At 55.7% G+C, this 19,586-nt stretch carries 19 protein-coding genes and 1 pseudogene; 10 read left to right on the forward strand and 10 right to left on the reverse strand.

The window, feature by feature from the left end; genetic code table 11:
- Positions 1-78: 78 nt before the first annotated feature.
- Both rplL and VPK24_RS07735 read left to right on the forward strand, forming a co-directional pair.
- On the forward strand, positions 79-465 hold the full coding sequence (gene rplL, locus VPK24_RS07730; RefSeq protein ID WP_393011881.1) for a 50S ribosomal protein L7/L12: 387 nt from the start codon (positions 79-81) through the stop codon (positions 463-465).
- A gap of 360 nt (positions 466-825) precedes the next feature.
- The gene (locus tag VPK24_RS07735; RefSeq protein WP_393011883.1) at positions 826-1,134 is read left to right on the forward strand and encodes a hypothetical protein; all 309 of its coding nucleotides are present in this window, start codon (positions 826-828) and stop codon (positions 1,132-1,134) included.
- On the opposite strand, the gene VPK24_RS07740 is transcribed toward VPK24_RS07735, so the two are convergent.
- From VPK24_RS07740 to VPK24_RS07750, 3 genes are all read right to left on the reverse strand, one after another.
- On the reverse strand, positions 1,131-2,048 hold the full coding sequence (locus tag VPK24_RS07740; protein ID WP_393011885.1) for a hypothetical protein: 918 nt from the start codon (positions 2,046-2,048) through the stop codon (positions 1,131-1,133). The genes VPK24_RS07735 and VPK24_RS07740 overlap by 4 nt on opposite strands.
- Before the next feature lie 263 nt (positions 2,049-2,311).
- On the reverse strand, positions 2,312-3,409 hold the full coding sequence (locus VPK24_RS07745; RefSeq protein WP_393011887.1) for a hybrid sensor histidine kinase/response regulator: 1,098 nt from the start codon (positions 3,407-3,409) through the stop codon (positions 2,312-2,314).
- A 187-nt stretch (positions 3,410-3,596) separates the two neighbouring features.
- The gene (locus VPK24_RS07750) at positions 3,597-5,477 is read right to left on the reverse strand and encodes a sensor histidine kinase (protein ID WP_393011889.1); all 1,881 of its coding nucleotides are present in this window, start codon (positions 5,475-5,477) and stop codon (positions 3,597-3,599) included.
- A gap of 23 nt (positions 5,478-5,500) precedes the next feature.
- On the opposite strand from VPK24_RS07750, the gene VPK24_RS07755 reads away from it, so the two are divergent.
- A complete protein-coding gene (locus VPK24_RS07755) occupies positions 5,501-5,782 on the forward strand; it encodes a hypothetical protein (protein ID WP_393011891.1) in 282 nt (93 codons plus the stop codon).
- 256 nt (positions 5,783-6,038) lie between these two features.
- The gene (locus VPK24_RS07760) at positions 6,039-6,287 is read left to right on the forward strand and encodes a Ycf34 family protein (RefSeq protein WP_393011893.1); all 249 of its coding nucleotides are present in this window, start codon (positions 6,039-6,041) and stop codon (positions 6,285-6,287) included.
- 225 nt (positions 6,288-6,512) lie between these two features.
- Here VPK24_RS07760 and VPK24_RS07765 read toward each other — a convergent pair whose 3' ends face one another.
- The 3 genes from VPK24_RS07765 to VPK24_RS07775 form a co-directional block, all read right to left on the reverse strand.
- Positions 6,513-7,133 (reverse strand): hypothetical protein, encoded by a 621-nt coding sequence (locus VPK24_RS07765; protein ID WP_393011895.1) that lies wholly within the window; start codon positions 7,131-7,133, stop codon positions 6,513-6,515.
- 689 nt (positions 7,134-7,822) lie between these two features.
- Complete coding sequence (locus VPK24_RS07770; RefSeq protein ID WP_393011897.1) at positions 7,823-8,665, reverse strand: hypothetical protein; 843 nt, start codon at positions 8,663-8,665, stop codon at positions 7,823-7,825.
- Between the two features lie 49 nt (positions 8,666-8,714).
- The gene (locus VPK24_RS07775) at positions 8,715-9,890 is read right to left on the reverse strand and encodes a trans-sulfuration enzyme family protein (protein WP_393011913.1); all 1,176 of its coding nucleotides are present in this window, start codon (positions 9,888-9,890) and stop codon (positions 8,715-8,717) included.
- Between the two features lie 193 nt (positions 9,891-10,083).
- Between VPK24_RS07775 and VPK24_RS07780 the strand changes: the two genes are divergently transcribed.
- Together VPK24_RS07780 and VPK24_RS07785 are read left to right on the forward strand one after the other, a co-directional pair.
- The gene (locus tag VPK24_RS07780) at positions 10,084-10,359 is read left to right on the forward strand and encodes a hypothetical protein (RefSeq protein ID WP_234407004.1); all 276 of its coding nucleotides are present in this window, start codon (positions 10,084-10,086) and stop codon (positions 10,357-10,359) included.
- Between the two features lie 756 nt (positions 10,360-11,115).
- The gene (locus VPK24_RS07785) at positions 11,116-11,406 is read left to right on the forward strand and encodes a hypothetical protein (protein ID WP_393011899.1); all 291 of its coding nucleotides are present in this window, start codon (positions 11,116-11,118) and stop codon (positions 11,404-11,406) included.
- Here VPK24_RS07785 and crcB read toward each other — a convergent pair.
- Positions 11,403-11,831: a fluoride efflux transporter CrcB gene (gene crcB / locus VPK24_RS07790; RefSeq protein ID WP_393011901.1), complete on the reverse strand. Its 429-nt coding sequence runs from the start codon at positions 11,829-11,831 to the stop codon at positions 11,403-11,405. The genes VPK24_RS07785 and crcB overlap by 4 nt on opposite strands.
- Positions 11,832-11,901: 70 nt before the next feature.
- A complete protein-coding gene (gene scpB / locus VPK24_RS07795; RefSeq protein WP_393011915.1) occupies positions 11,902-12,528 on the reverse strand; it encodes an SMC-Scp complex subunit ScpB in 627 nt (208 codons plus the stop codon).
- Positions 12,529-12,865: 337 nt separating this feature from the next.
- On the opposite strand from scpB, the gene VPK24_RS07800 reads away from it, so the two are divergent.
- Entirely contained in the window at positions 12,866-13,069 is a 204-nt protein-coding gene (locus VPK24_RS07800; protein WP_393011903.1) for a hypothetical protein, read from the forward strand.
- Positions 13,070-13,606: 537 nt separating this feature from the next.
- Here VPK24_RS07800 and VPK24_RS07805 read toward each other — a convergent pair.
- Positions 13,607-13,846 carry a hypothetical protein gene (locus VPK24_RS07805; protein ID WP_393011905.1) on the reverse strand — a complete coding sequence of 80 codons (240 nt, stop codon included), beginning with the start codon at positions 13,844-13,846 and terminating at the stop codon, positions 13,607-13,609.
- Here VPK24_RS07805 and VPK24_RS07810 point away from each other — a divergent pair.
- The gene (locus VPK24_RS07810) at positions 13,830-14,744 is read left to right on the forward strand and encodes an alpha/beta fold hydrolase (RefSeq protein WP_393011907.1); all 915 of its coding nucleotides are present in this window, start codon (positions 13,830-13,832) and stop codon (positions 14,742-14,744) included. The two genes, VPK24_RS07805 and VPK24_RS07810, sit on opposite strands and share 17 nt — an antisense overlap.
- Before the next feature lie 60 nt (positions 14,745-14,804).
- Here the strand turns inward: VPK24_RS07810 and VPK24_RS07815 are convergent, their stop codons facing one another.
- Positions 14,805-16,181: a type IV pilus twitching motility protein PilT gene (locus tag VPK24_RS07815; RefSeq protein ID WP_393011909.1), complete on the reverse strand. Its 1,377-nt coding sequence runs from the start codon at positions 16,179-16,181 to the stop codon at positions 14,805-14,807.
- An 862-nt stretch (positions 16,182-17,043) separates the two neighbouring features.
- Here VPK24_RS07815 and larC point away from each other — a divergent pair.
- Together larC and VPK24_RS07825 are read left to right on the forward strand one after the other, a co-directional pair.
- On the forward strand, positions 17,044-18,702 hold the full coding sequence (larC, locus tag VPK24_RS07820; RefSeq protein ID WP_393011911.1) for a nickel pincer cofactor biosynthesis protein LarC: 1,659 nt from the start codon (positions 17,044-17,046) through the stop codon (positions 18,700-18,702).
- A gap of 197 nt (positions 18,703-18,899) precedes the next feature.
- A pseudogene (locus VPK24_RS07825) lies at positions 18,900-19,463 on the forward strand (M42 family peptidase); the annotation flags it as partial.
- Positions 19,464-19,586: the final 123 nt, after the last annotated feature.

Here is a 19,586-nt window from a genome sequence, read left to right on the forward strand (position 1 = left end):
AAGCCGACGATCCCGATCGACTGTATTGGTTTCACCCGTTGCTGTTATTGCTGTTCAACCATTGCAAGGAGCAAATCCATGTCTGAGAAGGTCGCATCGATCATTGAAAGCTTGAAGTCGCTGACCCTGCTGGAAGCGGCTGAACTGGTTAAGGAAATCGAAGACGTGTTCGGCGTGAGCGCTGCGGCTCCCGCTGGCGGCATGATGATGATGGCGGCTCCCGCTGCGGCTGCTGAAGAAGTGGAAGAAAAAACCGCTTTCGATGTGATGCTCGATGAAGTGCCCGCCGACAAGAAGATTGCCGTGCTGAAGGTGGTGCGCGAACTGACCGGTTTGGGTCTGAAGGAAGCCAAGGATTTGGTGGAAGCTGCTCCCAAGGTGGTCAAGGAAGGCGCTTCCAAGGACGATGCCGAAGCAGCCAAGAAGAAACTGGAAGACGCTGGCGCAAAGGCTTCGGTCAAGTAAGATTCGATCAACCTTTTTCGATCGTTCTTATCCAGTGATTGGTCAATCGGATTGGTCAGTGGTTTTGGTCAGCCGGGGTGCAGATCTAGCGTGATTGCCCCTGGCCGACCAACAACTATCAACCATCAACCAAGCCAAGATCAAATCAACAACAACTCTCTTGGTTCACGAACCGGGGGAGTTGTTGCTATTGGGGCATTGGGAACCCAGTTGAACGCGATCGAGGCTGGTCTCTCCAGCTTGCAACCTGTTTCCCAGTGTTTGAACCGGAGCGATCGCCCCTTGCTGGCTGAACCACTTTGGAGGCAAAATCCGAGAACAAGACTGCGTACTCCGTTGCGCGGCGGAAAGACAAAAGCCATGCGCGGGTTTGCTCAGTTTGTGTTGATTGCCAACAGCCTATTTTTTGGGGCCTTGCTGCCTCCGGGGCTGTTGGCTGCGGTGGCTTCGCCGTCTCTCTTCGCCCAGGCCAATTCAGCGGCCCCCATAGGAGCCGGGCTGGCGTGGGTCGCGATCGCCCTGTTTCCTCCGGTGGCCATTGTTGGGCTAACGGGGGGCTGGGTGTTATGGCTGCGGGGGCGATCGCGTCAGGGGGCCATTTTCAGCAGTTTGCCCTACGCCAACTGGTTGCTGTTACTGTTGGGACAATGGGTGGCGGGGCTGTCCTAAGCACCACTCGTGCTCTCGCCATCGGCCGATCGCTGAAAGATCACGACCCGATCGCCCACCACTGGACTGCGGGCCAACAGTTGCCCCTCTCGATCCTGTAGCTCCAGCTTGTTGAAATCTAAACGGCGCGATCGCTTCAATAAATCCGCCGCAAACCGATCCTGATTGCGATCGCCCAACCCGTACCACAAATCAGCCGGAACCGTCACAATCAGCCGACTGGCACGGAAGTCCGCTTGGATGGAATCCACCAACGCCTGATCGCCGTAGCGAGTGGCAATTTCGCTGGTTTCATCCTGAATCGCCGCAATCAATTGTTGTTCCGGCGATCGCTCCAGTTTGGGCGGCATGCTAGGAACCGGGGCCGTCTCGGAGACTCCCACATCTACGGGTTCTGCGGCGGTCTGATCAGGAATTTCCGTCGTCTGAGGCTTGGACTCCGATCCCGCCGTTCCGTTGCCAGAGGGGGCGATCAGTTCCGATTCCTCCGCATCAGGCGGCAGTTCCAACAGGGTGGGAATCAACGGCTTGAGAGGAGCAGGCTGAGACTCCGGCGGTTGCTGAGCCACCGTGGCGGGTTGAAACTTGGGCGGGAAAATGGCGATCGCGGCAACCAACACCACGCCCCCCATAATCGACAGAGCAATGGTCAGGTTGCGATCGGACAGCTTCCGCAGGGATTCGGGCAACCAAGGGCGGGCCCAACCTAAAACTTGATGGCCCGCTTTGGCTGGAGTCAGCCGGGGCGATCGCGCTGAGGTGGCCGGGGGCAAGGCCGACTCCGTTTCCAGTTCCGTCGCCGCCCAGTCCAACAAGCGAATCAGGCCCCGCAGCAGACGGGCGATCGCCCGCCGCCACGATCCCTTCGTGGATTCGGTTCCAACCGACTTGGGTGAGTCCGACGACATAGCCATTTCCAACACAGCACAACAGCCAGCGACCCTCGATGGTTCAAGGCTGACCAGTCAGGAAAGGGCGATCACAACAGGGCGACCACAATAGGACGATCGCTCCCTGTAAAAGCCCACAGATTGCCTTGAAATCCATTCTCAGCGCCGCCAAACCACCTGCATCGTAACAGTCTGGGTCACGGGTCGTAACAATCACAGCCGGGTTGTAACGTTGAGCAATGGAGGCAACCCAATCCCGCTTTTCAGTTCCGTTCTTAGGGTGTCGATCACCCCTGCACACCCAACTCAACCAGCACCGTTGTGCCCTCTTCCGGTTGGCTGGTGATGGTCAGGGTTCCCCCATAGAGGGTGCAAAGGCGCTGGGCCAGGGTTAAACCCAAACCCGACCCCTGTTGTTCATGCAACTTGCGATCGAACTGTTGATAGGCCCCCACCGATTTGATCTGATCCGAAGTCATGCCCCGGCCGCTATCTTTCACCACCAACTGGTAGCGATCGCCCTGAATTTCCGCAAACACCGCGATCGGCTGGCCCGGCTGCGAAAACTTGCAGGCATTATCCACCAGCTCAATCACCATTTTTTGCAGCGCCGATTCCGAAATCCCCACGATCGCATCCACCACCTGCACCGACAAATCAGCCGATCGCCCCGCCCAGTCCTGCGCCTGTCGGCGTGCCGTTGTTTCAATCATTGCCGCTGGACTCTCCACTTGCAGTTGTCGCAACTCATGCAACCGCTGAGGATCCCGAGCCGCCAACTCCAAATCCGCGTAGAGCAAAAAGTTTTGAATTAACCGAAACAGGCGCTGACCCGAATTGTGAATATCCGTCAGCATCTCGCGGGTTTCTTCGGGATCCAAATCCTCCAACTCTTCAAGCATGAACTGTGACGTGGCCACAATGCCATTCAGCGGCGTTCGCAACTCATGGGGCAGCGAAAACGCAATGCTATAGCGCAACGCATCAAGCTGTTCTTGGGATTGCTTCTGGGTTGCCGATTGCCGTTGCAACCGAGCAGCCACCGCCCCCAACAGTTCATCCCGCGTAAACGGCTTCGTTAAATAATCATCAGCTCCCAAATGCATTCCTTGACGCACATCACCCTTGGTGGTGCGGGCCGTCAGGAACACAAAGGGAGTTGTTGCGGTAATGGGCGATTGGCGCAGGGCCGCCAGCACCCCATAACCATCCAACTCCGGCATCATCACATCGCACAGAATTAAATCGGGTTGGAAGGCTTCGGCTAAACGAACGCCAGCATTGCCATCAGCGGCTCCCGCCACTTCATACCCCTCGGCTTCCAAAATATCGAGAATAATTTCCCGAACATCCGGCTCGTCTTCGATGGTCAAAATTTTGGTCACGGCGATCGCTCCCTTAACCCGATGCGTTGTGCACAAAGAATCGATGAACTCAATGGCCACCCATTTTATGGATTTCCTTTCCAGGATTGAACCTAGCCGGCCTGAGTCAAAACAGCACCCGGTAGATCACGGCCGCTGTGGTCTGCCAGCCGCCTTCAAAGCTCAAGATTGGCTCAAGCCTCAAGGCTCAAGCTTCGAGGTGATCTTCTTCACTGCTGAGCGGTTGCCAGGGGGTGACTGGTAGGGTGACCGAGAAGGTGGTTCCCACGCCTTCGGTGCTATCCACTTGGATTTGTCCCCCATGTAAGTCAACCGATCGCTTGACGATCGCCAGGCCCAACCCAGTCCCGGGAATGGTTCCCACATTGCCAGCCCGGTGGAAGGACTCAAACAGACGCTCCCGATCGGCTGCGGGAATGCCAATGCCCTGATCTTGAATGACAAACCGCACAGACTCTGGAGCATAGACCAACCGAAACTGAGTGGTGCTGGCGTTGGGGGAATATTTCAACGCATTGGACAGCAGATTAGACAGGATGTGCCGCAGCAGCTTTTCGTCCATAGCCAACACCGGAGCCGCCGCCCCTCGGTTCACCACTCGAAACTCGATCGCCTGGTTTGCCTTCAGGTTCAAAGACATTTCCTCCACCAACCCGTTGCAGAACCCTTCCAGGTCAACGGGCCCCGGCCGAAACTGCAACCGCCCCGAGTCCGCCTGCCCCAACACCAACACCGACTCCAACAATTCCGTCAGGTGATGCACCATGGTTTGGATTCGGCGGAGATAGTTGCGACTTTTGTCGGGCCCCCACCGATCGCCATAGTGCTCCAGGGCTTCCGCCGAGGCCAGGATGGTGGTTAAGGGCGTGCGGAATTCGTGGGAGGTCATGGACACAAACTGGGATTTCATGCGGTTCAGATCTTTTTCGGCTTCCAGGGCGCGGCGAATTTCCACCTCGGCCGCCTTGCGGGTGCTGACATCGGCCACCGTGCCCTCATAGCCAATGATTTGCCCCCGCACGTCATAGACCGCTCGGGCATTTTCCACAATCCAGGTGGTGGAGCCGTCCGATCGATAAATTTGAGATTCAAAGGCGATCGCCTGACCATCCGTGGCCAGAATGTGGCAAAACTCATCCCGCCGCTTGGGATCCGCATACAAACTCGCAATTTCCGTAATTCCCGCGATCGCAGCTTCCGGCGAGTCATAGCCCAAAATGCGCGCCAAGGCAGGATTCATGCTGATAAAAGATCCATCCACCGTGGACTGAAAAATTCCCTCCACGGCATTTTCAAAAATGCTGCGATATTTGGCCTCGGCCGCCTCCACTTGCTCGTAGGCATCGGCTAGCTTGCTGCGGGCGCTAAATTCCGCGCGCTGCAGCCGTTCATAGAGATAAACCGACAAATCGCAAACCACACAAATCCAAAACAGCTCCAACAACAGGCCAAAGCGCGATTGGATCGGTGAAGAACGAATGGCCGCCCCGAGCAATTCCCGCAGCCCAAAGGAATGTACCAACGCCAAGGCTTGGGACAACACATGCAGGGGCCAGCGCGCCGGAATTAATGTCGCTTGGGCAAAAAAACCAAAGGCCCACCCAAACAGACGCGGGGGCAACCGGTTCAGGGTCACGGGCGACAACAAAACCTGGCAAGTCTCGGGGACGATTTGGAAGGAAAATAAAAATCCCAAAAATAGAACCCGCAGATGGCGCGCTCCCCAGCGGGTGTCGGATAAATACCAAAACCCCAACAGACTGACCAGGGTGGCCAACCGTGCGGCCACGTTATCCCAACTGAGGGTTTCCTGGCGCAAGACCGATCGCGCCAGGTCTAACACCGCAAAGCTCCAGGAAATCAGCAGCCCTAACCCGAAGGCTAACCGAACCCGAGCTAGCAGGAAGCGATTTTGCCAGCCTTCATAGGACATACGATCGAGATTGCTCCCATCGTCCGCCGCCACATTGACCGCAGCTAAGTATTCGATCGCTGTCCTGACAACCGGAATTCGCTGAAGCCACTGTTGGATCAACCGCGTTACGCGCGCCCGCAACAAGGTTTGCATCAACTACATTAACGACCCTATGAATGGCTCGTACATTAACGACCCTACGAATGGCTCGACACCACCGTCACGATTTCCCTAAACCATTGCCGCAAAATGCTAGCAATCAGGGAACTTCCTGCACCATCGCGGCGAAGTTGGCTTCATCCGCAGTCCAGGCTGACACGACCGAACTGGCCGTGTTTCGTGCAAATTTGCCGATGACCGTTTTGGCGATCGGTTTTGGTCTCGGTTTTGGTCATCGCTTGATCATCGCCCATGAGCCTTCTGATCAATGCCCTAAACAATCCCTAAACAATCCCTAAACAAAACGAAACAACGCTGTCGAGCCGAGAACCTGGACATCGCTAGTGGGCAAAAACCGCCCCCAGCGTGACAATCGCCTGATGACAATCGCCTGATGAGTTGTCTTCTCTAGAATGGCATAGCTTGGGAAGGAGGCGAGATGTCTATTGCGATGGGCGCAAGCTAGATTAAAACTGGGGCTGCGATCGAACCGTGGTGGTCTTTGGTGCGATCGCTCGCCGGGCCTTGTTTGAATAGCCAAGGAGTGCCCAAGCCATGTGCATTTGTATCAACTGCCTCCATATCGATCGCTGCACGACTTACCACGCGGTTGAAGCCCAACATCAACAGGCGCATTTGACGGATTCCCCAGATTTTGAGCCGATCGAACCCAGCATTAATGTCAACATCCGACCGCGTGACAACGAGATTGAAATGGAGTGGGATGTGGTGGGTTGCCAAAGCTTCACGGCTGACCAAGGCCGTTGGGCCCGGCTGCGGCCCGGTGAACTGGTTCCCACCTGATTGGGGACGTTGAGGGAAACCTCATTGGTTTGATATCTATTCGATCGCGGGGAGTTGGCGGTGATCGATCGCGCTCCCCGGTTAATGGTTGGTCGTCATTTCTGATTTTAGGGACTGGTTTTTACGGCTGTTCTTTACGGCTGTTCTTTACGGCTGTTTTTCACGCCTGGTTGCCATTGCTGGTTAGCGTTACCAATTCATCATGACAACCGCAAACCCGACAAACTATTCGCCAAAACCCGCCGGATTCCGAATGGGTTTAATCCGCACATCTTGCCCCAATTGCAATCGTTCACCGGGCAGGGCTTGCAAAAATATTTCAACGGCTTGCAGATAGTCCCGAACCATCTGGATATCTAATTCGTATTTTTTTTCAATTGAAATGGTTAAGAACGGTTGATATTGACCGCTATAGCCATCATCATGCTTATAAGCATTCACCACTTTGCGCATGGCTTCCACTTCCTGAAAACCTGGCAACGTTTCTATTTCGACCTGAAATTCATGCTCAATAATTCGATAGATTTCTGCGATCGTCTTGTGGGAAAGTTTGCGGCGATAGTCGCGATGGGAACCATATTTTTTTTGATAAATTGACCTCACCACCCACTTCAACTCATACTCCACCACAGAATTTAATTCACTTAAAGCGGCTCGTAAGACAATGCCTTCGTAATCTAGCAGTAAACCTGTGGCGCGATCGTGTTCGGCGGCTCCGAAGCGCTGCCATTCTTCAGGGGTATAGGCACGGTTTACGCTGTTGATATTGGCATCATCAACTTTGAAGGCGCGATCGATAAACATGGAAATTGCACTCAATCGCGCGGAAAAGTGCCGAATAGGCATAGGAGCAATTTGGCCGGAGCGATCGGGTTTTGAGTTTTGCAGTCAACTTCTTGAAGTCAACTTTTCATGGTCAACTTCTTGCAGTCAACAATTTGTAGTCAACCATAGCAAGTTTGACAGTAATCACCATTCTATCTTAGCGATCGCGCTCTCCCGCGAATCAGTCAGGAGTTAGGGAAATATGTCCGATTTAATCAAAAATTTAATTCCCAATGGTTGCCATCAATTATTAATCCCCCAAATATCGATCGCTCAAATATCGATCGCCCAGATCAGAAATCAAGATTGCCCTTGCCCCTTTTCGGCTGCGTAACCACCGGAGAAATTTGGCGTTTCTTGCAACTCATGCGGATACCCAACGACCATTACTGCATTGCCATCGATCGGGAGTCCTACTACCTCGACCAACTCCCCACAATCCTAGGAATTTTGCACTACATTGCCATCGTGGCCTAGCCGGATGATGACCGCAACTTCCCAACATAAGGTCAACATTAATCAACCTTTGTCCCCAGGATTTTGCAACAGAAGAATTAGGGCAAAAGTTAGGGCGTGTCGTCAAATCGCCTGAAACCCTGATTCCACCGTTGGCAAATCGTGGGGGACAAGATGCTCAAGCCCCTTGTTACGACGACTGGGACGTGGGCAATCAATCGTTTCCGCCGGATCCTAGGAAATGGCGACAGGCCTTAGGGCAAGGCAGCGGGGGCTAACTCGGCCTGTTGGCGGGCCTGTTGGCTGTTTTGGCGGTAACGTTGGGCCCGATCGCGCGCGGTGGCGGCCCGGCGATCGTCTGGGGTCACCTGCTCCATCAAGTCGGCGGCGGCTTGCCACTGAGTCGCCAGTTCTAGCCACTGTTGGCGCGTTTTGGCCGTTTGCCCCCCAATGGCAGCCGTTTCCGCCAAACGCACGGCTTTCACAAAGGGATCATTGGTGGTGCTGGCGGTGGAGGTGGCCGGCGGGCTGCCGATGGTGATCCATTTCAAATTCCAGGCCATTAACCCCAGCAAGAAGACACTCAAGATCGCTCCCCCGGCGGCTCCAACCCAAAATTGGGTGCGGGCGGCCTTGGCGGGCAAGGTGGATCCAAGGGTGGGTAGGTTGAGGTCTCGTTGGCGGGAGGTGAGATTGCGAAAAACCCACCGGAACCAGTGCGATCGCTTCAGGATCATCAGCTCTGACCACAACAGATCCTCTGGTTCTCGCTGGATCGCCTCTAGCCACAAAAGCTGCTGTTCTTGCACGAGACGGGCATAGAGGGTGACTTTGCGAATTCCTCGGGGGGCCACTTGTTCCAGGATGGCGCGAACCCGCTCGACCGTATGGTCGCGATCGAGGTTTTCCGCTGTGGGTGCTTCACACAACAACTGCAAGCTACCACCCGCAATGATGGCGCGGGTGCGAATTTGGTCGGAAGCCAACTTCTGATTCAGAATCTGGACGATCGCGGCGATGCTGCCACCACAGGCCTGACGATATACATCATCAAACCCGTTATCAGATGTCCAGTCCTGGTCTTGGGAGGGAATCACGAGGGCATCGCCATGGCTGCTTTCAGGACGGTTTTATCATACTCGGGGATCAACCAAGGGGGTATACGTGCGATCGCGCCCCGAGTCCGTACACTTTTGCCAAGGCCTGCGCCAAATCGGCCAATAAATCGTCTGGGTGCTCAAGGCCGATCGAGAGACGCAGCAGGTTTTCTGGGGTGGTGGTTCCGGGCCCCTCGATCGAGGCACGGTGCTCAATGAGACTTTCCACGCCGCCGAGACTTGTGCCCCGGGTGAAAATCTGAAGGGCGGCGGCAACGGCCAGGGCTTCAGGGCGATCACCCCGCACTTGCACCGACACCATGCCCCCAAAGTCTTTCATTTGCGATCGCGCCAAGGCCGCTTGGGGATGATCTGGCAAGCCGGGATAGTGAACCGCCTCGATCGCCGGGTGCGATCGCAACCAGGCCGCCACCTGCCGCCCATTGGCGCAGTGGGCCGCCATCCGCACCGGCAACGTGGCCACGCTGCGCAGGGTCAGCCAGCAGTCAAAGGGAGCTAATCCGGATCCGCCCAGCCGCTGCACCTGTTGCACCCGCTCAAAGGCCGGGGTCAGTTCGCGGGCAATGACCGCCCCGCCGGTTACGTCGCTATGGCCCCCGAGATATTTGGTGGTGGAATGGACAACCCAATCGGCTCCCAATTCCAAGGGCCGTTGCAACAGGGGAGTGGCCCAAGTGTTGTCGCAAATGCAAAGGGCCCCGGCCGCTTGGGCTAACTGGGCGATCGCCCGAATATCCGACAGCTTCAGCAACGGGTTGGAAGGCGTTTCCACCCAAACGGCGCGAGTTTCGGGCGTGAGGGCGGCGGCCACCTGTGCCAAATCCGTGGCATCGACCCAAACCACCGCTAAGCCCCAGGGCTGCAACACCTGTTCCATCAATTGGGCCGTGCCGCGATAGAGATCGCGCGGGGCCACCACCTGCCCGGGCCCGAGGGCTTGCAGCGCTGCCATCATGGCCGCTGCGCCGGAGCTGAAGGCCGCTGCCACCGCGCCGCCTTCGAGGGCGGCCAAGCAGGTTTCGAGCGATCGGCGGTTGGGATGATCTAACCGGCTGTAGAGATAGCCTTGGGGATAGGAACCATCGGCCGATCGCTCGAAGGTGCTGGTGAGATATAGCGGCGGGGCGATCGCTCCCGTGGCGGGGTCGGGTGCGCGGCCCGCATGAATGGCCAGGGTTTCCAGGTGGGGTGCGGCTGGCTCGATCGGGCGATCGGTTGCCTCGGCCGGTTGGCCAGCCGGTTGCTCAGTCGGTTGACCCGTCAGTTGCTCAGCGGGGTTAAATGTTGGGTTTTGCAAGGGAAAGGGCGATTGGGAAATAGGGCATGATACAACTCCTAGTTAACGCAATTAGCGCCACAGGATCACCACAAAAACTGCACCAGCGAACCTAAGACCGATGACCGCTCCCCCTTCTTCCCCCAATTGGCAAACTAAATTTTGGCTGTGGGCCGATCGCGCGCTGATGGCCAATCTGTTTTTGGTGTTTTTGAGCTTTGCTTGGCTGGCGATCGCCGTGGTTGGTCGCAGTCTCCACAAGCCCTTCGGGTTTGATCTGTGGTATTCCCTGTGGCAACCCCTATGGCAGCCGGCCTTGGGCATTCTGATGGCGGGTGCAATTTTAAACGGGATTGGCCGCTGGATTGCAAAACGGCTCGATCGCTCCCAATCTTGAATCAGGAATCCAAGCTTAGCGGCTCAATGCTCAACACTTTAAACACTTAAAACTAAGCACTTAACGCTAAAAACTCAAACCTAAAAACTCAAACCTCAAGCTTCAAGCTTCAAAATTCAAAACTCAAAAGGTCTAGCCCAGACGCGGACTAGACCTTTTTGCTTTCGCTGGCTATTTGAAGACAGGAATCACTCAACAGGTTTTACTCTCAACAGCTAATCAATCGGGTGGACAACGATACACAACTTCAGTCGATCGGGCATCACTTCAGTCGATTCAGACTGCTTTGTTAGCAGCGCCTGTGGTGCGAACCTCACGATTCATGACCTCCCGAATGAGCTAGTTTTATCAACAGCTACCGGTTCGATCGCCGCATGGCGCAAACGCTACTTTAACAACAAGCTTCGGATGCAACACAGAAGAGGAAGTCGTGCCAGTCTCCGGCAGGAGGCACGCACCGGGAACTGTCCTTGGAGAGAAGCGTTTTTTGCTTCTTTCGTACCTTGATTTGAAGATAAACCGGTTCTGAGTCAGCGTCTAGGGAAGTCAACAGAAGTTGACGTTATTTCAACTAGGTTCATAAATCTAGGGATCAAGTACAGCAACCCATGGGAGTCTTGCTCTTGCGGAATGCCAGGAGTTGCAACAAAACAATTACAAAGCTGCCATTTGCAACCACCCGCCAAACGATGGCGATCCCGATCGATCCCCCAGGGCTTTTTCCGATGGCAGTGATGAGCGCAGCCATTCAGCACGATGGGGATTGCAAAGCAGATTCGCCTAGGGAAAATCTGGGTTTCGCAGCCTGAATTGCAGCTTGAATCGCAACCTGAATCATGGGTGGAACGTCATGGGCAATTCACGGCTGAATTTGCCATGGATCGCCACGCAATCACCGCTTTCAGAAGGTGGAGACCAGAAGAGTTTTTGCTCATTATTTGTAAAATTTTCTTTACGACGCATCTAACGAGCCACATCAAACCGGTTGGCAACATTGGGCAAGTCATTGGGCAAGTCATTGAGCAAGTCATTGGGCAAGTCACCTAGCGCCAACGGTCAATGAGCCAACGTCCCAATTCCAAACCCAACCAACCGAGGGCAAAGCTGCCAAAGCCATAGGCCAAGCTCATGGCCCAAGCGCCCGATCGCGCCAGATTTGACGCATCCAAGATGTAGCTAGAAAAGGTGGTGTAGGAACCTAAAAATCCCACGGCAAACAACAGCCGCAATTCGGGATACAGGGGCGATCGATCCGTCATCCACCCCACAAACAGCCCCATCAACACCGCCCCAGACAAATTCACCAAAAACGTGCCGATCGGCCAACTCATGCCCCACAGCCGCGCACAAAGCAGCGACAGATAATAACGCCCCAATGCGCCGGGAATGGCCCCCAAGACCACCGCGATCGGGGCCCGCAGGTCTGGCCGCTCTGAGGCGGCGGCTAACCACTGATGCCACAAATATTTCAAGGGATGCACACTCCCGATCGGCTCAAGAATTTCCTCAAAATCATTACCCTAAAATTCCCAGCCCAGATTCTCAGTCCAGATCTGGATCAACCGAATCCCGATCGAGGTCTTCTGGATTCTCTAGATCTTCCGGGTCTTCGGCCGCATCCTCATCCGGCGGCAGGCTCGATCGCAACTGATTGAGCGCCAACTCCAACTGGGCAGAATTCTGATTTTCCACATCCAACTGAAAGTAGCGGTGGAACTTTTCGCTCACCTGCACCATGGACGATCGCCCATAGCGCCGTTTTTTCACAAAATCTCGCTCCACCAGCTCCTGGACATGTTGATAGGCTCCGGAGCCGCGTAAATCGACCAAATCCGCCATCGGCAGCGGCCCCTTGAGGGCAATGACCGCCAACGTTCGCAACGCCGCCACTCCCAAGTCCGCCGGAATCAGCCGCTCCACCAGGGACTGGAATCGATCGCGCAATTGCAACGTGTAGCAGCCCTTGCGCAGTTCCACCACCTCCAACGCCGTGTCCCGCTGGGCATAGTCGTTCATCAAGTCCAGCAAGGCCTCGTGGGCCAGATCTCGCGCACAACCGGCACAGTCGGCAATCTCCGCCAAACTGAGGGGCTGTCCCTTGAGATACAAAATTGCCTCGATCGTGCTGACCAGCGAGTTTGCCCGTAGGTCGGTTTGTGAATTGGCCAATCCAGACAACGGCGAATCTTCCTTGGTGTTCGTCAATTCTCCATTCAACCAGCACTGATGCCGTGGCGATCGCAATTTTGACCCCAATTTCTCCCCAAAATCCGGTTTTCCGGCCCCCCGAACGAAGAGATTCTAATTAGCTAATTATCACCCAAATTTCGGGGCCAGTTAAGGAATTGGCACTGAACTGTAAAGGGAATTACTTCCGGAGAAAGACATCAAAATTCTTACTAAAAATGTTGATTCGTTTTCCTGATTTCGTTGATTTTTTTCAGAAGGAAGGAGCAGCAACGTTCGAGATGGATTTCTTCCTATGCGCCTGTTCCCTTCTGCTTCGATGCTGCTCGGTTTGTGCCTAGCGGTTGCGCCATCGCTGCCGGCGGGCGCAATGGCTCCCTTGGTTTCCGAAACCCAAATGACCAATCATCAAGAACTGTCCGTAGAGGCTGCACCCACTGTGGTGCGGCGCACTCGGAACTCGCACCGGGGCAGCGGCCGCCGCGATTTTGTGCGGTATGTGTTCGCCAATCCTGTGAGCTAAGGATCGTTTGATGAAGCCTGTAATTGGGGGGTTGATTCCGTTTTCTTTCTAGGATTTTGTTATGCAATTTCCGAGAATTTGATTCCATCAAAAACGGAATTTTCAACCCTCCACCAATCAGCGTTAGTCAGAATTAGCTAAAGCATGTTTGCGGTTCGTTTAGCCAGTTCAGTCTGGTATCCAGTAATTCTGAATTGGGTGTGGTGGAGTGTGGTTTTGGGGCGACAGTTCTGAGAGAACTAAACCAGATCAGAACTGCTGAGAATGACTCCCCCAATGCGTTACGGCGATGATTGGCTTCTGCAATGGTTAATTGCCGGTTGCCAGTGGCCAGTGCTGATGACCCGTCGCTGTTTTGTTGATTCTGTTTTGTTGATGCTGGTTTGTTGATGCTGGTTTGTTGATGCTGGTTTGTTGATTCTGGTTTGTTGATTGTTATTGCGTTGATTGCCGTGGTCGCGGTGGATCGAGGCGAATCGAGGTGGATCGTGATCGATCGCCCTGCTCGGAGCCAATTTCGAGGGGCGCATCGAGCGATTAGCCTCGATTTGCCGTTTCGCCAAGTTGGGGACAATCGGGATCGATCGAGACTTTTTCTCTTTCGGGCAGGGCAGCCAAAATCCGGAACCATCGAAGGCTGAAACCCTGAAAACTACCACTACCAAAGCATTTCAGCTTCTCAAGTCTTTTGTCGGGGAACCGCTTCCCTTGTGCTTCCAAACCGATCCAGGGATCGGGCTGTTCCTGATAGGATCGGAGTATGGCAACCATCACCATTCGCGGCGTTCCCCACAGTTACCGGCTCGATCCCGATCGCCCCACCCGCTGGGCTTTGGTCTTTGTCCATGGCTGGCTGCTCAGCCGCCACTATTGGCAACCCCTCATTGACCAATTCCAGCCCCATATCCCCTGTTTGTCCTATGACCTGCGCGGTTTTGGGGCATCCCAACCCACCCAACCCCAGCAATTTGCAACGCCGCGCGAGCGTTACCAGAACTACGCCCCGGCAGCCTATGCCGAAGATTTAAATCGGCTGCTCGAGCATTTGGGAATTGAGACCGCCTGGATTGTGGGTCACTCCCTCGGCGGGGCGATCGCCCTGTGGAGCGCTCACAAATTTCCCGATCGGATTCAAGGGGTCATTTGCCTCAACTCCGGTGGCGGCATTTATCTCAAAGAAGAATTTGAGCGCTTTCGGGCCGTTGGCCAGCGCTTGGTGCAATTTCGGCCCCAATGGTTGCGGGCCTTTCCGGGTCTCGATTGGGTCTTCAGCCGCGACAGCGTGGCCCGCCCCGTAGACCGCCAATGGGGTCGGCAGCGACTGATCGACTTTGTGACCGCCCATCCCGAAGCGGCCCTCTGGACTCTGTTGGAGTCCACCACCGAAGCGGAAGTTCATCGCTTGCCCCAGGTGGTGGCTCAGCTCACCCAGCCGGCCTACTTCATTGCCGGAAACCAAGATTCTGTGATGGAGCCGCGCTATGTGCGCCACTTGGCCAGCTTCCATCCACTGTTTGACATGTCGGGCGAAAACCTGCGGGAAATTCCCGATTGTGGACATATGGGCATGGTGGAACAGCCCATCCCGATCGCCCAAGAAATTAAAACCATCTTGCAACGCCACGGGGTCGATCGGTGGCTGCAAAACCAACCCGAAGCCCTGAAAAACGTCTAGGCCCGAATCGGAGACCATCGGAGACAAGGGGCTGAAGCCCCTTGCCCCCAAACGCACAACCTACACCCGACCGCGCAGGAATTGGGCCATTTCATTCGGAGTGGGCGAGTTTTCCAGCGCCACTTCTTCCGTGATGCGACCCTCTTGGTAGAGATTAAACAGCGCCTTATTCATGGTGATCATGCCGTCAAACTCTGACTTCAGCATCACCTGGTTAATCTCCTCCATCTCGCCCTTGATGATGTATTCCTTAATCGCATCCGTGGCGATCAAGATGTCGTGGTAGGCCGCTCGTTTCCCGTCGGTGGTTTTGCACAACCCTTGGGCAATGATCGCCACCAACGATTCGGCCAAACTCACCCGCAGGGCCGCGTGCTCATTGGGGGGAAACATCCCCAACACCCGCTCGATTGTCTTGATGGCGCTGTTGGTGTGCAGGGTTCCACAAACTAAGTGACCCGTTGAGGCCGCCTTCAGGGCAATTTTCATCGTTTCCGCATCCCGAATTTCCCCCACCAACATGATGTCCGGGTCTTGGCGCAGGGCCCCCTTCAGGGCGTTGAAAAATTGCCGCGTGTGCCGCCCCACTTCCCGGTGCTTGATCAGGGATTTTTGGCTGATATGCACAAACTCCACCGGATCCTCGATCGTGATGATGTGCTTTGCCATGTTCTTGTTGATGTAGTCGAACATGGCGGCCATGGTGGTGGACTTCCCGGAACCCGTGGGCCCCGTCACCAAAATCAAGCCCTTGTGGTAGTGACAAACATCCCGAAACACGGGCGGCAAATTAAGCTGCTCCATGCTCAAAATGGTGGCCCCAATCAGCCGCAACACCATGGCCGGGCCCGCCAACGAATCAAAGCAGCTAATCCGAATCCGCACGAAACCCAGATCGGCAGCTCCGTCATAGTCCAAGTTTTCTTGGAAGAAGGCGATATCTTCTTCGCTCATGATTTCCCCCAACCAACTCATGAAGGTGTCGAGGTCGGTGGTGGGATAGTCCAGAGGCACGATGTCACCGCGCTTCCGGAAGCGGGGCACTTCGTTCACTCCCAAGTGAATGTCGGAGCAGCCTTCTTCGTCTGCCCGCTTCACGATGTCAATCATCGTCGGCTGACCGGGAGAGGGCTTGCGCTTCGCAGGAGGTGCGGCCACTTGGGCCGCCACCGGAGCGCTGGGAGGCCCTGACTGCACCACGGTGGACGGTGGCGCGGGGGTGGTGACCGTGTTGGCGGCAGCGGGCGGCGGGGCCATGGGGGCCGGCGGGGGAGCCACGCGCGGCGGGGCCATGTTGATCGGGAGGGTTTGCTCGTTGTTCCCGATCGGGGGAGGCGACGGAGGACGACCAGCAACCGGCGGCGGCGGCGGCGGGGCCACCCGAGGCGGTGGTGGCGGCGGCGGCGGGGGAACCGGGGGACGGGAGGCGTTCGTCATGGTCGTTTCCTCGTCGATGTCCTTGAGTGCGTTGAGCCAGTTGGGTGGTTGAGGTCAACTGGGCCGAAGTGGCGTTGAGAGAATGCGATGGTGTGATTGATCCGCCCTGGGGAAATCGCCCTGGTGATCTTCACGCTGGGGAAGTCACGCTGGGGAAGTCACCCTGGGGAAACCACCCTGGGAAAGGGCATGAGAAGACTTCGGGATTTAGATTACGAGAAGTCTGCGGGTCGATCGCCCGCTCATCGGTCAGGATTGGGGGCGATCGGGGCTAGTCACGCCGCAGCATGACCTGTTGTTTATTGTGGCTCATTGTTGGGCCAGACGGTGCATCAATCATCACTGAATCGGGATCAGCAATCTCACTCTCAAAATCGACCGAAATTCAGACAATTTAGACATTTTTTGAAAACACTGGTGCATTTTTAACTCAGTATTTATACGGGGCGTAATGTGGCAATTTTCTAGATGCATTGAGTTCACTGTTGATTAACCCTCAATCACCAGGAGCCGGAAGAAACCTATGATGAACCCCCATGGACTGACCCCAACACAACCAAGGGGCCCATCGATCGAACTGATGCGGCACTGATGCGGCACTGATGCGGCTGCACGGTCAGATCAACGCTGATTCATAATCAGTGCATTCGCAGGCACACAAAATTCACGAGCACGCTCAGTTCTTGAACGATTAACCAACCAACAAATCTCAAGATTTCATCAAAATTGCATCAAAGATCTCAAGATCTCAATCAACAGATCATCAAGACCAACGATCGACCGGTTCCCGAACGAATTGCCAAAGCGCTGGCCAACAAGATGGCGGGATAGATTTTTCAGACTTGGGCGGAGGGCAAAACAAATGAAGGTGGCCTATTTTGATTGCCCAACGGGGCTGGCGGGGGATATGTGCTTGGGGGCGCTGCTGGATGTGGGTGTGCCCTTGGATTATGTGCGATCGCAGCTCGATCGCCTGGGAATTGCCGAGGAATATCGCCTCAGCAGCCAAACCATGCACCACAACGGCCAGCGAGCCTTGAAAGCGATCGTGGAGTGGCGATCGCCCGGTGGTTCCTTTCAAGTGGAAAATCCCATGGATGAACCGGGGGAAGGGACTGAACAATCCGCCCGCTCACCTGAGGCTCGGGGAGATCACGGACATGAGCATCACAAGCATGACTATCGTGGGCATGAGCATCACGGGCACGGGCATCACGGGCACGAACACGATGATCATGACCATAGCCCCGATCACCATCATCCCCACCACGATCCCCACAACCATCCCACCCATCACCACAGCCGCCGTTGGCCAGACATTGAGGCCATGCTTCTGAATTCGTCGCTACCCGATCGGGTGGTGCAATGGAGTCGATCGATCTTTTGGCAGTTGGCCCAAGCGGAAGGGGCTGTTCATGGCATTGCGCCAGAACAGGTGCAGTTCCACGAGGTGGGGGCGATCGATGCGATCGTGGACGTGGTGGGAACCTGTTTGGGGCTGGATTGGCTGGGAGTTGAGCGGGTTTTCTGTTCCGCTTTGCCCACAGGCGGCGGCACGGTTTGGGCAGCCCATGGGCGATTGCCCGTGCCGGTTCCGGCGGTGTTGAAGCTGTTTGAAATGGGACAAGTGCCGGTTTATGCCAACGGAATCGATCGGGAATTGGTGACCCCCACGGGAGCCGCGATCGCCGTGGGACTGGCCCAGGGGTTCGGGTCGCCGCCGGCCATGACCCTTCAGCGGGTGGGGTTGGGCGCGGGCCAGCGATCGCTCCCGTTGCCCAACATTATGCGGCTGTGGTTGGGAGAATTGGCAGCGCCCGCCGGTTTGTCGGCTCCGTTGGCGCGATCGGCCCCTTTGCCCCCGCCGATTGTGCCCCTGCCCCTGTCTCGGAGCGATCGGGGCCCGCAGTCTCCGGCTCCAGGAGATCGCCCCGAGAGGTCTCCCCAGGCCGCCCAGCCGCTGCCATTGACATCAGAGCAGTGTTTATCGAGTCAATTCGGCCCAGCTTTGCCAGGGCCGGAGAGCCTAGCTAGTCCCTACGATCCTGACCTGGAAACGGTGGCGGTGTTGGAAACCCAAATTGATGATTGCAGCCCCCAGGCGATCGCCTATGCGATCGAGCGGTTGTTACAGGTGGGGGCCTTGGATGCCTTTGTGCAGCCCGTGACCATGAAGAAATCGCGGGCCGGCGTGGCCATCACGGTGATTACGCCCCTGGATCGATTCACCGTCTGTGAGGATGTGTTGTTTCAAGAAACCACCACGATCGGGATTCGTCGATCGTTTCAACAGCGCCGTGTTTTGCCGCGTCATTTGGAAGTGGTGGACACGGACTATGGCCCCGTTCGGGTGAAGGTGGCTTGGCAAGATGAAACCCGCAAAATTGTTCAAAATGTTCACCCAGAGTTTGAGGATGTGGCCGCTTTGGCACGCGATCGAGCCATTTCTTGGCTGGATATTCACCGAGCGGCTTGGATTGCTTGGGAACAGGCGCGCCGGGCTACGGAGGGCGATCGTTAAAATTCTGCAAGTCAATCATTAAGGTTCTGCAAGTCAAGAAAGTGATGTAAGTCAAGTTTTGATCAAGGCAAGTTTTGTTCAATCAAACCTTGTATTCAATCAAACCTTGTAAGAAATGATTTGGATTCTTGGATTGTTGATCGCGATCGAGACCCTGCCACCCAGTTCCACCACCATCCCAGACCCGTGATCTCGCCATGTATGACGAACTTTTTGCAACCATCAGCGCCCTAGTGATGTGTCATTCGCCCAGCGGGGCCGAACAGGAGGTCGATCGCTGGTTAATCGCTCGTGCCCAGGCTCTGGGGTTGACCTGGAATCAAGACGAGGCCGGTAATTTGATTTTTGTGATTCCCGGGCGCGATCGCACCGCCAAGCCGATCGCCATCACGGCCCACAAGGATGAGATCGGCGCGATTGTCAAAGGTGTTGAGTCCGATGGGCGGGTGCAGTTGCGCAAGCTGGGCGGGGCTTTCCCTTGGGTCTATGGCGAAGGGGCGATCGATCTGTTGGGCGATCGCCAAACCATCACCGGCGTACTCAGTTTTGGATCGCGCCATGTGTCCCACGAGTCCCCCCAGCGGAATTTGCAGGACAACCAGCCCCTGACCTGGGAGCGGGCTTGGGTGGAAACGGGTCGGATCCCTGCTGAGTTGGCCGCAGCGGGCATTCGGCCCGGCAGCCGCGCCGTGGTGAGCAAACACCGCAAACAACCGTTGCGCCTGGGCCCGAACCAAATCGCCAGCTACACCTTAGATAACGTGAATTCGGGTTAAGCAGGGAGTTCAATGCCTAGTGTCGCTAGGTCAAGAGTGGGCTTCTTGGGCTGATGGCAGTAAGCAATCAGCCCACTGAGCAAATGCACAAAGCCACTGACTGGACTG

The organism is Limnothrix redekei LRLZ20PSL1, assembly GCF_043235035.1.
GTDB lineage: Bacteria > Cyanobacteriota > Cyanobacteriia > CACIAM-69d > CACIAM-69d > CACIAM-69d.

Coding starts and splice junctions, on each gene's coding strand:
- rplL (WP_393011881.1), top strand. CDS start 79: ATGTCTGAGAAGGTCGCATCGATCATTGAAAGCTTGAAGTCGCTGACC.
- VPK24_RS07735 (WP_393011883.1), top strand. CDS start 826: ATGCGCGGGTTTGCTCAGTTTGTGTTGATTGCCAACAGCCTATTTTTT.
- VPK24_RS07740 (WP_393011885.1), bottom strand. CDS start 2,048: ATGGCTATGTCGTCGGACTCACCCAAGTCGGTTGGAACCGAATCCACG.
- VPK24_RS07750 (WP_393011889.1), bottom strand. CDS start 5,477: ATGCAAACCTTGTTGCGGGCGCGCGTAACGCGGTTGATCCAACAGTGG.
- VPK24_RS07755 (WP_393011891.1), top strand. CDS start 5,501: ATGGCTCGTACATTAACGACCCTACGAATGGCTCGACACCACCGTCAC.
- VPK24_RS07760 (WP_393011893.1), top strand. CDS start 6,039: ATGTGCATTTGTATCAACTGCCTCCATATCGATCGCTGCACGACTTAC.
- VPK24_RS07765 (WP_393011895.1), bottom strand. CDS start 7,133: ATGCCTATTCGGCACTTTTCCGCGCGATTGAGTGCAATTTCCATGTTT.
- VPK24_RS07780 (WP_234407004.1), top strand. CDS start 10,084: ATGACCGCTCCCCCTTCTTCCCCCAATTGGCAAACTAAATTTTGGCTG.
- VPK24_RS07785 (WP_393011899.1), top strand. CDS start 11,116: ATGGGGATTGCAAAGCAGATTCGCCTAGGGAAAATCTGGGTTTCGCAG.
- VPK24_RS07800 (WP_393011903.1), top strand. CDS start 12,866: ATGCTGCTCGGTTTGTGCCTAGCGGTTGCGCCATCGCTGCCGGCGGGC.
- VPK24_RS07810 (WP_393011907.1), top strand. CDS start 13,830: ATGGCAACCATCACCATTCGCGGCGTTCCCCACAGTTACCGGCTCGAT.
- VPK24_RS07805 (WP_393011905.1), bottom strand. CDS start 13,846: ATGGTGATGGTTGCCATACTCCGATCCTATCAGGAACAGCCCGATCCC.
- VPK24_RS07815 (WP_393011909.1), bottom strand. CDS start 16,181: ATGACGAACGCCTCCCGTCCCCCGGTTCCCCCGCCGCCGCCGCCACCA.
- larC (WP_393011911.1), top strand. CDS start 17,044: ATGAAGGTGGCCTATTTTGATTGCCCAACGGGGCTGGCGGGGGATATG.